Here is a 13514-nt window from a genome sequence, read left to right as displayed (position 1 = left end):
AACAACAACAAACTTTGAATAGTTTGCGTGAAACCTTTCTGTCTTTTCGTAAAAAAGAGAAGACTTAAATTAACTTACATAACTTATATAGTTTAAAAACTTTGCTAACTTTCAGTAAAACTTATGGAAACAGCTTATATCAACTCGCCTTTAGGAATCACCAAAATTACTGGAGACGAAAGCGGTATTGCTGTCATTTCCGTTTTAGATGTAGACTCAAATGAAGTTTCAGTAGAAATTCCGGATGTTTTAAAAAAAGCCGTTTCTCAACTGGAAGAATATTTCGAAGGAAAAAGAACTGATTTCGATTTGAAACTGAATCCGCAAGGCACAGAATTTCAGCAAAAAGTTTGGAAAGCTTTATTAGAAATTCCGTACGGAAAAACCATTAGTTATATGGATCAAACCAAAAAACTGGGCGATATCAAAGCGATTCGCGCGGTGGCATCGGCCAATGGTAAAAATCCATTATGGATTGTGATTCCGTGTCATCGGGTTATTGGTACAAATGGATCTTTAACAGGTTACGCTGGTGGATTGTCTCGCAAAAAATGGCTTTTAGAACATGAAAACCCAACTAAACAGCAAAGTTTGTTTTAAACATAAATATTCTTAGATCTATTAAAATAAAGTATGCCAAAAGTAGTTTTTGAAAGCTGGAGTGAAGGATTAACAGCAGTTTCATTTGTAATGTTGCAAAAAGAAATGTTAGGAATAGATTTAAAAGAAGCTAAAACTAATTTAGACAATCTTTTAGACGACGTTCAGATAATTCTGGAAATAGATGATGAAAATTTAGCTAAAGAATTTTTACAAAAAGCAGATAAACTTGGTGTTAACTTCAGATTTGTAAAATAAATTTAATAATAGTAAGAATTTTACGCATATTTGTAAATAATCTTAAGTATAAATCTAAGAAGTCCATAAAATAATGATTGAAAAAATAAACCTCAACAACATTTTATTCCTTGACATAGAAACCGTTCCCGAAGAAGAAAATTTTAATTCGCTGGATACAGAAATGCAATCGCTTTGGGATTTGAAAACACAATATCAGCGTAAAGACGATTTCACTCCGGAAGAATTTTACGATCGTGCCGGAATTTGGGCAGAATTCGGAAAAATCATTTGTATCTCGGTTGGGTATTTTACAATCAAAGGCGACATTCGAAATTTTAGAGTAACTTCTTTTTTTGGAGATGAAAAGAAGATTCTGAAAGACTTTAACAATCTGCTAAACAATCATTTTAATCAGCCACAGCATCTTTTGTGCGGACATAATGCAAAAGAATTTGATATACCGTTTATGGCGCGGCGAATGATTATCAACCAAATTGCAATTCCGGATAAACTGAACCTATTTGGTAAAAAACCTTGGGAAATTCCGCATTTGGATACTTTAGAATTATGGAAGTTTGGCGACTACAAACATTTTACTTCTTTAAAGTTGCTTACTAAAATTTTAGGCGTTCCTTCTCCAAAAGGAGATATTGACGGAAGTCAGGTTGCCCATGTTTTTTATGTAGAAAAAGATATCGACCGAATTGTAACGTATTGCGAAAAAGATACAATTGCAGTAGCGCAGATTTTCCTTCGCTTGCGCCGTGAAGATTTATTGATTGAGGATGAAATTATTCATGTATGAAAAATAAAATTTCAAAAAAAACATTAAATCAATATTCCGTTTTTTATGCTTGAGAATTCTTTCATTGACATTGCAATTGAATTTTGAAATTGTGATTGATTTGTTACATTTACAAAAATTAAAAAATTATGGTATTAAGTAGATTCTGGCTTGTAATTTTTGTGTCTTCCATTTTATTCGTGGTTGTTAGTTTATTTTCTGGCACAACGTACACCGTTGATTATGTTTTGAATGGAGCCAAAGGTGATCCTATTTTAATATCTGAAAAATATATCGATCAGGTTCCTGCATTTGTTAGAGACAGTATTGAACTGAAAGAAAATAAAACAATGATTGTAAATCGTGATTTATCAAATGCTGATACCACTTACGTTTACAAAAACAAGACGGTACAAATTTACAGCGGTGTACAAAAATCTGATGGTTTATTAGCGACTTGTAAAAGTAGTTTAATTGATATTATTATTCCGCTTATTGCTTATTTAGCCTTCTTTTGTGGATTAATGGAACTGCTGATTATATCAGGTGTCTCAGGAAAATTAGCCAAAGTTTTAAGTCCTGTATTTGTAAAAGTATTTCCAAGTATTCCTAAAGATCATCCCTCGATATCGTATATGACATTAAATTTTGCTGCTAACTTTTTAGGTTTAGATTCGGCTGCAACGCCTTTTGGTTTAAAAGCTATGGAAAGTTTGCAAGAATTGAATCCCGACAAAGATACAGCAAGTGATGCACAAATTATGTTTATGTGTTTACATGCTTCGGGATTAACATTAATCGCTACTTCTATTATTGGGTATCGTGCAGCCGCTGGTTCAAGCAATCCAGCCGATGTAATGTTGCCTTGCATTATCACTTCTTTTATTGGTTCTATTGCGGCTTTTTTAATCGTAGGAATCAAACAAAAAATTAACTTTAAAAGTGCCTCTTTAGTCGTTGGTCTAATGGCATTAATTGGAGCAATCATTGGTTTATTGATGTACATCAATCATTTGGATTTAATTGGGAAAAATTATTTTACTTCTAATTTATCTGGACTAATATTATTAGCAATTATTGGTTTTACATTGATTTATTCTTTCAAACAAGAGAAAAAATTTATCGATGCCAATACTACTCCGTTTGATTCGTTTGTTGTGGGAGCCAATAATGGCGTAAAAACAGGAGTTACCATTTTTCCGTATGTTTTGGGAATGTTAGTGGCTATTTCGTTATTTAGAAATAGTGGTTTATTTGATATTATAAGTAATGCTTTGGCGTTTGTTTTTTCGAATATGGGAGTAAATAAACAAATTACAGATGCTTTACCAGTTGCGCTGCTGCGACCATTTAGCTCCGCTGGATCAAGAGGATTTTTAATTGATTCGATGAATACCTTTGGTGCCGATTCGATGACAGGAAGGTTAAGCAGTATTTTTCAATGCAGCGCCGAAAGTACTTTTTATGTAATTGCGGTTTACTTTGGCTCTGTAAATATTAAAAATACCCGCTACGCTTTAACAACAATGTTGTTAGTTGACCTTATTTGTGTTATTACAGCTATTTTTGTGGCGAGTTGGTTTTTTTAAAATGTGAAGCAAATATCAAAATTGATCTTTCTGTTAATTGGAAATTTATGCCGATGGATTTCTTATGGAGGTACAAAATCTATGGACGAAGTTGTAACAGAAGATAATGAAATTCTAGGATTTATAGTAGCAGTTATTATTTTCTTCTTCCTTTATTCCTTTACGAAATTTTCATGAAGTAAAATAAGTGGCATTAAAGACAAAACAACAAAATGCCCTGTAATTCAAATTCTTTCTTAGGCAAATAATTTTTAACTTTGCCAAAAAACAAAGAAATGATTGATTTTACATACCAGGATCCCTATCCTATTTTAAAGGATGATACCCAATACCGCAAAATTACTTCTGATTTTGTAAAAGTTGAAAAATTTGGAGAACGCGAAGTTCTTAGTGTTGATCCAAAAGGTTTAGAACTATTAGCTGAAGAAGCTTTAACCGATGTTTCGTTTATGCTGAGAACATCACATTTGCAAAAACTAAGAAACATCCTTGACGATCCTGAAGCAACAGACAATGATCGCTTTGTGGCTTACAATTTACTTCAAAATGCTTCGGTTGCTGCCGAAGGACAATTGCCAAGCTGCCAGGATACCGGAACTGCAATCGTTATGGCCAAAAAAGGGGAAAGCATTTTTACCGGTGTTGATGATGCAGAATGGCTGAGCAAAGGAATTTTCAATACGTACCAAAAACGTAATTTACGTTATTCTCAGATTGTACCCATTTCGATGTTTGAAGAAAAGAATTCAGGTTCGAATCTTCCGGCACAAATTGATATTTATGCTAAAAAAGGAACTTCTTATGAATTTTTATTCATGGCAAAAGGTGGCGGTTCTGCCAATAAAACCTACTTATATCAACAAACAAAATCACTTCTGAACGAAAAATCGATGGATGCTTTCGTTCGTGCCAAAATTAAAGATTTAGGAACTTCGGCATGTCCGCCTTACCATTTAGCATTGGTAATTGGAGGAACTTCAGCAGAAGCGAATCTAAGTGCTGTTAAAAAGGCATCTGCAGGATATTACGATCACTTGCCTACTACCGGAAACATGTCTGGTCAGGCTTTCCGGGATATCGAATTGGAACAAAAAGTACAGCAAATTTGCCAGGAAAGTGCTATTGGCGCTCAGTTTGGCGGAAAATATTTTACGCACGACGTACGTGTAATTCGTTTGCCTCGCCACGCCGCGTCTTGTCCGGTTGGATTAGGCGTTTCGTGTTCTGCCGATAGAAATATCAAAGGAAAAATTACAAAAGAGGGAATCTTCGTTGAGCAGTTAGAAGTAAACCCAAAACAATTTTTACCGGAAACAGCACCACATTTAGAAGCTCCGGTTGAAATAGATTTGAATATGCCAATGGCTGATATGCTGGCAAAACTGACTCAATACCCAATCAAAACCCGTTTAAAACTTAACGGAACCGTAATTGTTGCCCGTGATATCGCGCACGCCAAAATTATGGAAATGCTGGAAGCTGGAAAACCAATGCCAGAATATTTTAAAAATCATCCTGTGTATTACGCAGGGCCAGCAAAAACGCCAGAAGGAATGGCTTCTGGAAGTTTTGGACCAACAACAGCCGGACGCATGGACGTTTATGTGGATGAATTTCAGAAACATGGCGGAAGTATGATTATGCTTGCCAAAGGAAACCGTACCAAACAAGTTACTGATGCTTGTAACAAATACGGAGGATTTTATTTAGGATCTATCGGAGGTCCTGCTGCTATCTTGGCTCAGGACAATATCCTGAAAGTTGAAGTCGTTGATTTTGAAGAATTAGGAATGGAAGCGGTTCGAAAAATTACCGTAAAAGATTTCCCTGCTTTTATTATTACGGATGATAAAGGGAATGACTTTTTTGAAAATTTGTAGACTGACGGACTAAGATTCTAAGTTTTTTAAATATTAAAACCGCCTGATTTTGGCGGTTTTGTTTTTTTATAATGTAAACCTAATTTACAACACAAGAAAAAATTACTATCAGTTATTTTTACTCAAAAGGATTGGCGTTACAAATCAATGGACTTGATAAAAGGAGTCATTGGATATCGTTAATTCAGAATTTTAATTCCTTTTTTGTATTCCGTTAAACATTTTTTCCCCAATTCTACTTTCGGATTGTAAGTTGTATTCCCTTCTGTAATTGATTTATCAGAAATGTCAAAATTAAGATAATATGGCATAATATCTTTTGAATGATACCAAGAAGCTGATAAATTCAGTTTAGTTTTTTTTTGCTCAAAATAGTAATTGATACATTTTGGGAAAATGAGTTCCTTGTTATTTATTCTCAATTTTTTCTTATTCCAGTCAAATTTTGCAGGATTAAATTGTTTAGGCAAACCAATTATATTTCCATTATTGTCAATTTGTAAGCGTGTATCTTGGTGTATTACATCTTCATTTGTCAGAAATAGAAATGATATTAAAATAAAAAGTGTTTTCATTAATAATTATTTGTTTGGAATTAGCCAATTTAAGGATTTCAGCAAAAGAATATTCCTTTAAAACCCCATCTCCGGAATCTGACCATCAATAATCAAATCAGCTTCAGTAGAAGCAATTATATGTTCGACAGAAACGCCTGGCGCGCGTTCTAAGAGCTTAAAACCTCTTTCAGTTACTTCCAGAACCGCAAGCTCGGTTACGACTTTTTTAACACAGCCTACGCCCGTTAATGGCAAAGTGCATTTTTTTAGGATTTTTGATTCTCCCGCTTTGTTGACATGCATCATGGCAACGATTATATTTTCGGCGGAAGCCACTAAATCCATTGCGCCTCCCATTCCTTTTACCATTTTTCCCGGAATTTTCCAGTTGGCTATATCACCGTTTTCAGAAACCTCCATAGCACCCAGAATAGTCAAATCGACTTTTTGGCTACGAATCATTCCGAAACTAAACGCCGAATCAAAGAAACTCGCTCCCGGAAGTGTGGTAATCGTTTGTTTTCCTGCGTTGATAATATCCGCATCTTCTTCTCCCGCAAAAGGAAAAGGGCCCATCCCGAGAACGCCATTTTCACTTTGAAATTCCACTGCAATATCTTCTCTTACATAATTCGCCACCAAAGTCGGAATCCCGATTCCTAAGTTTACGAAATAACGGTCTTTTACCTCTTTTGCAATTCGTTTTGCTATATCTTCTTTTGTTAACATATTTTCTAATGTGTCAATTTATAAATGTGTCAATTTGATAATTAGATAATGTTTTGCTTTATGCTTAATATTAATTATCTAATTGACAAATTATCTCATTATCTAATTTTTTTTCGTAAAATAATCCCAGGTTGCTTTTGTAATATCTGCAATTATTTTCTCTGTATCCTCTTTACTTTCTGTGATGTTTTTTAAATACACAGACAGAATAAAGTGTTTACCGTTTGAAAGCTTTACAATGCCAACATCATTCATTGCAACCCTCATATTGTTATCATTTGTTCCTGAAATTCCGGTTCGATGTGCCAGTTCAGTGTATTCAGGAAGTCCGGCTTTCATACAGGTCAGTCCTCTTGACGTTTCTACCATTATTTGGTATAAATATTTTGTAGTAGTTTCTTTTAAAACTTCTCCATTATAAAATTTGTCAAGCAATTCAGTTGTTGCCAATGGAGTTGAAGTATTTAGATAAAGGTTTTCCCAAGATTGCATTTGCTCTTCATTAACCTTGATGATGAAATCTTTAATTCCTTGTTTTTTTATAAATTTTTGTACTTTTTTTGTACCTCCAATTATATTGAGCAGTATATCGCATCCGTTATTATCGCTATGTGAGACAGTATATCGCAGCAATTTATCCAGGGTTAAATCTATATTTCCCTCTGGATAATCATCTCTCATTGGACTCCAGGTATCAGGAAGCAAGTATTTCTTTTTAATAAAGAATTTTTGGTCTAATGAAAGCTTACCTTTATCAACTTTGTTTAAAACCGCCAAAGCAATATGAAATTTAAAAACGCTCATTAAAGGCGCTTTTAAATTTCCTTTAATGCTTAAAGTGTCTTTATCTTCAATACTTTTTATAGAAATGCCAACTGTTGCATTCTTTCCGGCAATAATCTGATTTAATTGTACGCGAAGTTCGTTTGTCGTTTGAGCAAAAATCTGAAACGATAAAAATGAAATCAGAATTGTATAAAAAAGTTTTGTCATCCTATGGGTTTTGAATGTGCCAATTAGAAAATTTGATAATTAGATAATGATACTTCCGATCAGCATTAATTATCTAATTGACAAATTATCATTATCTAATTAAGCTCTCTGTCTTACTGTTCGCTGTTCAATACGCTTTTCAAATTTCTCGCCCTGAAAAATGCGCTGTACCATAATTCCCGGAATATGAATCTGATTGGGGTCTAAAGTCCCAACCGGAACCAATTCTTCGACTTCGGCAATGGTTATTTTGGCTGCTCCTGCCATACAGGCGTTAAAATTTCTTGCGGTTCCCTTAAAAATAAGATTTCCTGCTTCATCTCCTTTCCATGCCTTTACAATAGCAAAATCGGCTTTGAAAGCTTCTTCCATAATGTGCATTTTTCCGTTGAATTCACGAACTTCTTTTCCTTCGGCAACCTCAGTTCCATAACCCGCTGGCGTAAAGAAAGCTGGAATTCCAGCCTGTGCAGCCCGACAGCGTTCAGCCAAAGTTCCTTGTGGAGTCAGCTCAACTTCTAATTCTCCTGAAAGCATCTGCCGTTCGAATTCAGCATTTTCACCAACGTACGAAGAAATCATTTTTTTGATTTGTCTCTTTTGAAGAAGCATTCCTAAACCAAAATCATCTACGCCTGCATTATTCGAAATACAAGTTAAATCTGATATAGTTGTGGTTACTAAAGCTGCAATTGTGTTTTCAGGAATTCCGCATAAACCGAAACCTCCAAACATAATCGTCATACTGCTTTCGATTCCTTCAATAGCATCCTGAACATTGTCTACTTTTTTTGTTATCATAACAAATGGTATTTATTTTCGTATACTTTTGATAAAAATAAGATTTTTAGATGATATTATTACAATTTCGTAAAGAATATAATAATAGAAATCAAAATTCATTCAGATAAATTTCAATTTCCTAATTTACAGAGGAAAATATACAAATACAAAAAAAATCCTTTTGTATGCTTCTAAGAATTAGAAGTCACAAAAGGATTTTTTATATTTAAGGGAAAGCTCAGATTACAATTCGAACTCGTCTGTATTCTGTTCTGTTTCTGTAGTATCTTTTACAACCGCTGGACGAGCATAACAATCTACCTTTATAGAAAGATTTTTTGGTCGCTCAAACTCTGATTTTGAAACCTGTAAAGCCGGATCAGCGTAACATTTTTTCATAAAGTAACCCCAAACAGGTAATGCAGCTGTTGCACCCTGACCGTAAGTAAGGCTTTTAAAACGTGCTGAACGGTCTTCGCAGCCTACCCATACACCTGTTACCAAATTAGGAACCATACCCATAAACCAACCATCAGACTGGTTTTGTGTCGTTCCTGTTTTACCTGCGATAGGATTTTTGAAACTGTATGGATAACCTGTCCAACGCTTGTCACCGTTTCCTCCGCCTTGCGTACGTAAACGTGCGCCTGAACCCGTTTCGGTAACTCCTTGTAATAATTTGATAACTGCAAAAGCAATATCTTTATTTAATACATCATGTGATTCCGGAATTGGCTCGTAAATAACCTCTCCGCTTTTATTTTCTATACGGCTTAAAAACTGAGGTTTCACATATACTCCCTGATTGGCAAATGTACTGTAAGCGGCTACCATATCTTCAACCGTAATATCTACAGCTCCCAATGCGATTGAAGGCTGCACGGGAATTTCCGTTTTAACACCTAGTTTTTTAGTGAGTTCTACAACAGCTTCAGGACCAGTTCTGTCAATTAATTTTGCTGAAACTGTATTGATAGAATTTGCCAAACCTTGTTTTAAAGTAACCATTCCACGATACCTGTTATCAGAATTTCTTGGTTCCCAATCTGCTGTTACATGATGGCGTCCTTTGCGAATCATAAACGGACCGTCAAGAATCGAGTCACAAGGAGACATATTTAATTGCTCAATCGCTGTAGCATAAACAAAAGGTTTAAATGTAGAACCTACCTGCCTTGCTCCCTGCCCTACGTGATCATATTGAAAATATTTATAATTGATTCCTCCAACCCATGCTTTAATAGCTCCGGTTTGTGGTTCCATCGCCATTAAACCTGACTGCAGAAAGTGTTTGTAATAACGGATGGAATCCATTGGTGTCATAGTAGTATCACGCTCACCTTTCCAGGTAAAGATGCGCATCTTTGTTTTTACTTTAAACGATGCTATGATATCATCTTCGCTTTTATCCATTTCTTTCATCTGAGCCCAGCGAACAGAATTCTTCATTGCCTGCATCATGATTCTGTCTGTTTCTGCTTGGGTAATATTTACGAAAGGAGCATTTTTATTGGTTTTCATCTCAATAAAAAATTGCTGTTGCAGGTTTTTCATATGTTCAGAAACTGCTTCTTCAGCATATGCCTGCATTCTGGAATCGATAGTAGTATAAATTTTCAGACCATCTTTATATATATCATAATCCGAACCATCAGGTTTTTTGTTATCTGCCATCCATTTTTTCATATAATCACGAAGATACTCCCTGAAATAAGTTGCTGTCCCTTCCCGATGACTTTCTAATTTGAATTTTAAAGCAATTGGTAATGCCTTATATTTCTCTTTTTGAGATTCTGTAATCATCTTGGCTTTTACCATTTGACCCAATACCACATCACGACGATTTTTTACACCAACTGGATTTCTCAACGGATTATAAAGAGACGAATTATTAAACATTCCAACCAATATTGCCGATTCGTCTATAGTTAAATCTTTAGGTTCTTTGGAAAAATAAGTTTGAGCTGCCGAACTTACTCCTACAGCATAATTCCCGAAATCATAAATGTTGCAATACATCGCTAAAATTTCATTTTTGGTATATTGTCTTTCCAGACGAATAGCAATAATCCATTCTTTTATCTTTTGCACAATCCTAAAGGGTAAAAAGCTTGATCCTCCACGATGAAATAACTGTTTTGCCAGCTGTTGTGTTAGGGTACTAGCTCCTCCATTGGTTCCGAAGGAAAAAGCGGCACGTAAAGTCCCGCGTCCATCGATTCCTGAATGTTCATAAAAACGAGCATCTTCGGTAGCAACCAGAGCATCTACCAGGTTTTTTGGTAAATCTGAATATTTTAACTGAGACCGGTTTGTTTTAAAATACTTTCCAATTACAACTCCATCAGATGAAATAATTTCTGTAGCCAGATTAGAATCCGGATTTTCTAAGTCTTCAAAAGAAGGCATGGAACCAAAAAGTCCCCATGATGCAAATAAAAAGAATGCTAAAACAGCCAATAATCCATAAACAAAAATTCTCCAGAATTTTTTTTGATAATACTTAATATCCTTTGTGCTATTTGTTTGATTGTTTTTTTTAGTAGCCATAACTATTTTTCTAATCTTTTTGTTCTATTCTAAAACCTACATCCGTAATACCTTCTAACTCCTGAACTCCAGGAATTTTTCCTGATTCCCTGACAGCCTGTTTGATATGTACTTTGTATTTACCTCTAAACTTTACGTTTTCTTTTAAATACAATTTACTTTCCTTAATATCCGAAAAACCATTACCTAAAAGTGTTCCGTCAGGATTTGCCATTTGATATTCAAGGGTATCTACTTTTGTAAATCCGTTTGGCATTTCGATGGCTACAATTAAAAATAAATTATTGAACGGATAATTGTTGTTATCTCTCAAATTTACAAATAAATTGTATCGTTTTGTGGAATCTAAAACGGGCAAATCGAAGGTTACAATACTGTCTTTGTGCCACGCACTGCCAACAGATTTGTACTCATCAAATACTCTTTTTTTATCACAGGAAAAAAGAAGTATTGCTGCCAAAATAAGAATTCCGCTATTTTTTATTCTCATTTTTAGTAATAATTATAGGTTTTCTTGGTTCAGAGGGTTTATTATCGTTCGATTTGGGCTTATTCGAATGATTTGGTTTTTTGTTATTGTTAGGTTTGGTTTGATTGTTCGGGTTTCCTACAGGCTTATTCTTGTTGTTGGCTTGTTGAGGTTTGCTTGGAGTTGCCACAATTGCATTTGCATTTTCAGTGTTTTTGCGTTTGCGATTTGGTTTTTTCTTCTTTTTAGGCTGATCAAAACGAGTTAAGCTCTCCTGGCCCATTGCATTATTAAAGTCTTTTTCAGGCTCGGCCATTACTTCGATCGCAAAATCTTCAAGTGAAGATACTTTGTTTTTTTGTTTATTTTCGGCTATAATTTCTTTTACCTGATCAATTTTCAAAACATGCCAGTTTGCAAAGTTATTGGTGTAGGCAAACCACATTAAACCTTTAAAAATATCTTGTTTTTGACAGATTGCATCTCCTTTTTCGGTTACTAGTTTCGTGTCGTAATCCGGAAAGTCTTTCAAAGCATCCATGTACGTATCTAACTCATAGTTCAGACAACACTTTAATTTTCCACATTGTCCGGCCAATTTTTGAGGATTCAAAGAAAGCTGCTGGTAACGTGCTGCTGAAGTATTTACACTTCTAAAATCGGTTAACCAGGTCGAACAGCAAAGTTCACGACCGCAAGAACCGATTCCGCCCAAGCGAGCCGCTTCCTGACGAAAACCAACTTGTTTCATTTCGACTCTCGTACTGAATTCTTTAGCAAAATCCTTAATCAGCATTCTAAAATCCACACGATCGTTTGCTGTGTAGTAAAATGTTGCCTTTGATCCGTCTCCCTGAAATTCAATATCAGATATTTTCATTTCTAATTTATGCTGAATCGCTAATTCACGTGCACGGACTTTCATTGGTTCCTCGCGATCACGCGCAACCGACCAGATATCAATATCTTTTTGCGAAGCTTTTCTGTAAATTTTAGGAACGTCGTTACTTTCGTGATTAACCCCTTTTTTCTTCATTTGAATTTTTACCAATTCGCCTGTCAGAGTCACTATCCCGATATCATGTCCTGGTGAAGCAACAGTTGCTACAATATCACCAATACTTAAAGTTAATTTTTCTGTATTTCTAAAAAATTCCTTGCGTCCATTTTTAAAACGAACCTCAACACAGTCAAAAATTGCTTCTCCATTAGAAGGGCTCATGTTTGAAAGCCAGTCAAAAACCGTTAATTTATTGCAGCTATCGGTGCCGCAAGTCCCATTATTTTTACAACCTTTTGGTGCGCCGCCATCTGAGGTTGAACAACTTGTACATGCCATAATTCTATATGTAGTGTTGCAAAAAAGCAACTTAAGTTCATAAACGTTTGATCGGTAAAGATAGTATTTTTTTTAGTTTGCTTTTTACCGATTAATTGTAAAGGGCTGTTAAATAAAAAGCCTGTCCTTTTTTAAATCGAAATCATTTCAAATTTCCCTTCTTTTATCCTAAATTTTAAACATATTCGTAAAAAAAGAGAATTCTACTTAGTCTGCACATAAAAATGTACTTTATACTTTTATCCTGAAATATCTTTTTCATTTTAATGTTTTATCTTACAACATAGTTTTTCAAAGTAAAATTCAGAATTTAGACTTTGATAAATAATTATGAAAAAAAATAAAATTTTAAAAGGATAAATACTAAACAAACTTAAAAAATGAAAAAGACCTTAAATAAATCCTTCTTAGTATTAATATTAATCGCCGCAAGTGTAGTTTCTTCCTGTACAAACCTTTCGCCGGAAAAAACTTTTGAAATTGCTGCACTAAACTCGAATTTGTTATCGCGATTTGGCAGTAAGGATATCAATTTTAAATTGGAGTCTGAACCTCAGATATATGATGAAACCCAAAAAAAAATGGTTACATCTTCTTATTATGATTATTTTAAATTTGATATAGCTAATTTAGATACTCAGTTTAACAGAATTAAAGAAATCAATGAAGATGATGACAATAGAGAAATTCTTCAGGCATCGAAAGACCTATTTGCGTATGCGATTGCTAAAGAAAAAGAAGGTTATTTGCCAATTGCTAAAATGAAGGATGAAAAGGCTTCGCCTGGACAAATACAAAAAGCAATAGCAGATTTTGACACTACAACTCAAAACGAAATAGATACCAAGTTTACAAAATTGAAGAATGCTGCAAAAGCATATGCTGAAAAGCATAATATTGATGCGGAAATTGGTGCTTAATCATTTCAGAAAGCTTTTGATAAAAAAAGAAAAAGCTGTTTTTCTAAAGAAAATAAATCAAAGATAAATATCATATTGGTC

13 protein-coding genes are annotated in these 13514 nt (G+C 34.5%); 6 read left to right on the top strand and 7 right to left on the bottom strand.

All coding sequences use genetic code 11. The annotated features are described in order from the left end of the window. The first annotated feature begins 123 nt into the window (after positions 1 to 123). The 5 genes from ACEN2I_RS13230 (at position 124) to ACEN2I_RS13210 (ending at position 5093) form a co-directional block, all read left to right on the top strand. On the top strand, positions 124 to 600 hold the full coding sequence (locus ACEN2I_RS13230) for a methylated-DNA--[protein]-cysteine S-methyltransferase (RefSeq protein WP_441766573.1): 477 nt from the start codon (positions 124 to 126) through the stop codon (positions 598 to 600). A gap of 33 nt (positions 601 to 633) precedes the next feature. Next, positions 634 to 858, top strand: a complete 225-nt coding sequence (locus ACEN2I_RS13225) for a hypothetical protein (protein ID WP_441766572.1) — start codon at positions 634 to 636, stop codon at positions 856 to 858. A 73-nt stretch (positions 859 to 931) separates the two neighbouring features. Beyond that, complete coding sequence (locus tag ACEN2I_RS13220) at positions 932 to 1645, top strand: 3'-5' exonuclease (protein WP_441766571.1); 714 nt, start codon at positions 932 to 934, stop codon at positions 1643 to 1645. 128 nt (positions 1646 to 1773) lie between these two features. Then, the gene (locus ACEN2I_RS13215) at positions 1774 to 3213 is read left to right on the top strand and encodes a nucleoside recognition domain-containing protein (protein WP_441766570.1); all 1440 of its coding nucleotides are present in this window, start codon (positions 1774 to 1776) and stop codon (positions 3211 to 3213) included. A 275-nt stretch (positions 3214 to 3488) separates the two neighbouring features. Further along, complete coding sequence (locus ACEN2I_RS13210) at positions 3489 to 5093, top strand: fumarate hydratase (protein WP_441766569.1); 1605 nt, start codon at positions 3489 to 3491, stop codon at positions 5091 to 5093. Positions 5094 to 5272: 179 nt separating this feature from the next. Here the strand turns inward: ACEN2I_RS13210 and ACEN2I_RS13205 are convergent, their stop codons facing one another. From ACEN2I_RS13205 to ACEN2I_RS13175, 7 genes are all read right to left on the bottom strand, one after another. Beyond that, entirely contained in the window at positions 5273 to 5668 is a 396-nt protein-coding gene (locus ACEN2I_RS13205; RefSeq protein WP_441766568.1) for a hypothetical protein, read from the bottom strand. A gap of 57 nt (positions 5669 to 5725) precedes the next feature. Then, on the bottom strand, positions 5726 to 6379 hold the full coding sequence (locus tag ACEN2I_RS13200) for a CoA transferase subunit B (protein ID WP_441766567.1): 654 nt from the start codon (positions 6377 to 6379) through the stop codon (positions 5726 to 5728). Between the two features lie 102 nt (positions 6380 to 6481). After that, positions 6482 to 7372: a class A beta-lactamase, subclass A2 gene (bla, locus tag ACEN2I_RS13195; protein WP_441766566.1), complete on the bottom strand. Its 891-nt coding sequence runs from the start codon at positions 7370 to 7372 to the stop codon at positions 6482 to 6484. Between the two features lie 99 nt (positions 7373 to 7471). Continuing rightward, positions 7472 to 8173 carry a CoA transferase subunit A gene (locus tag ACEN2I_RS13190; RefSeq protein ID WP_441766565.1) on the bottom strand — a complete coding sequence of 234 codons (702 nt, stop codon included), beginning with the start codon at positions 8171 to 8173 and terminating at the stop codon, positions 7472 to 7474. A gap of 225 nt (positions 8174 to 8398) precedes the next feature. Then, complete coding sequence (locus ACEN2I_RS13185; RefSeq protein ID WP_441766564.1) at positions 8399 to 10705, bottom strand: penicillin-binding protein 1A; 2307 nt, start codon at positions 10703 to 10705, stop codon at positions 8399 to 8401. A gap of 10 nt (positions 10706 to 10715) precedes the next feature. Next, positions 10716 to 11195 (bottom strand): gliding motility lipoprotein GldH, encoded by a 480-nt coding sequence (locus ACEN2I_RS13180; RefSeq protein ID WP_441766563.1) that lies wholly within the window; start codon positions 11193 to 11195, stop codon positions 10716 to 10718. Further along, complete coding sequence (locus ACEN2I_RS13175; protein WP_441766562.1) at positions 11179 to 12513, bottom strand: PSP1 domain-containing protein; 1335 nt, start codon at positions 12511 to 12513, stop codon at positions 11179 to 11181. The genes ACEN2I_RS13180 and ACEN2I_RS13175 overlap by 17 nt, the downstream gene beginning before the upstream one ends. A 380-nt stretch (positions 12514 to 12893) precedes the next feature. On the opposite strand from ACEN2I_RS13175, the gene ACEN2I_RS13170 reads away from it, so the two are divergent. After that, complete coding sequence (locus tag ACEN2I_RS13170) at positions 12894 to 13433, top strand: hypothetical protein (protein WP_441766561.1); 540 nt, start codon at positions 12894 to 12896, stop codon at positions 13431 to 13433. The last annotated feature ends 81 nt before the right edge of the window (positions 13434 to 13514 follow it).

Origin of the sequence: Flavobacterium sp. W22_SRS_FK3 (genome assembly GCF_052113665.1) — a bacterium.
Classification (GTDB): Bacteria; Bacteroidota; Bacteroidia; order Flavobacteriales; family Flavobacteriaceae; genus Flavobacterium.
This window is presented reverse-complemented; position numbering and strand designations above follow the sequence as displayed.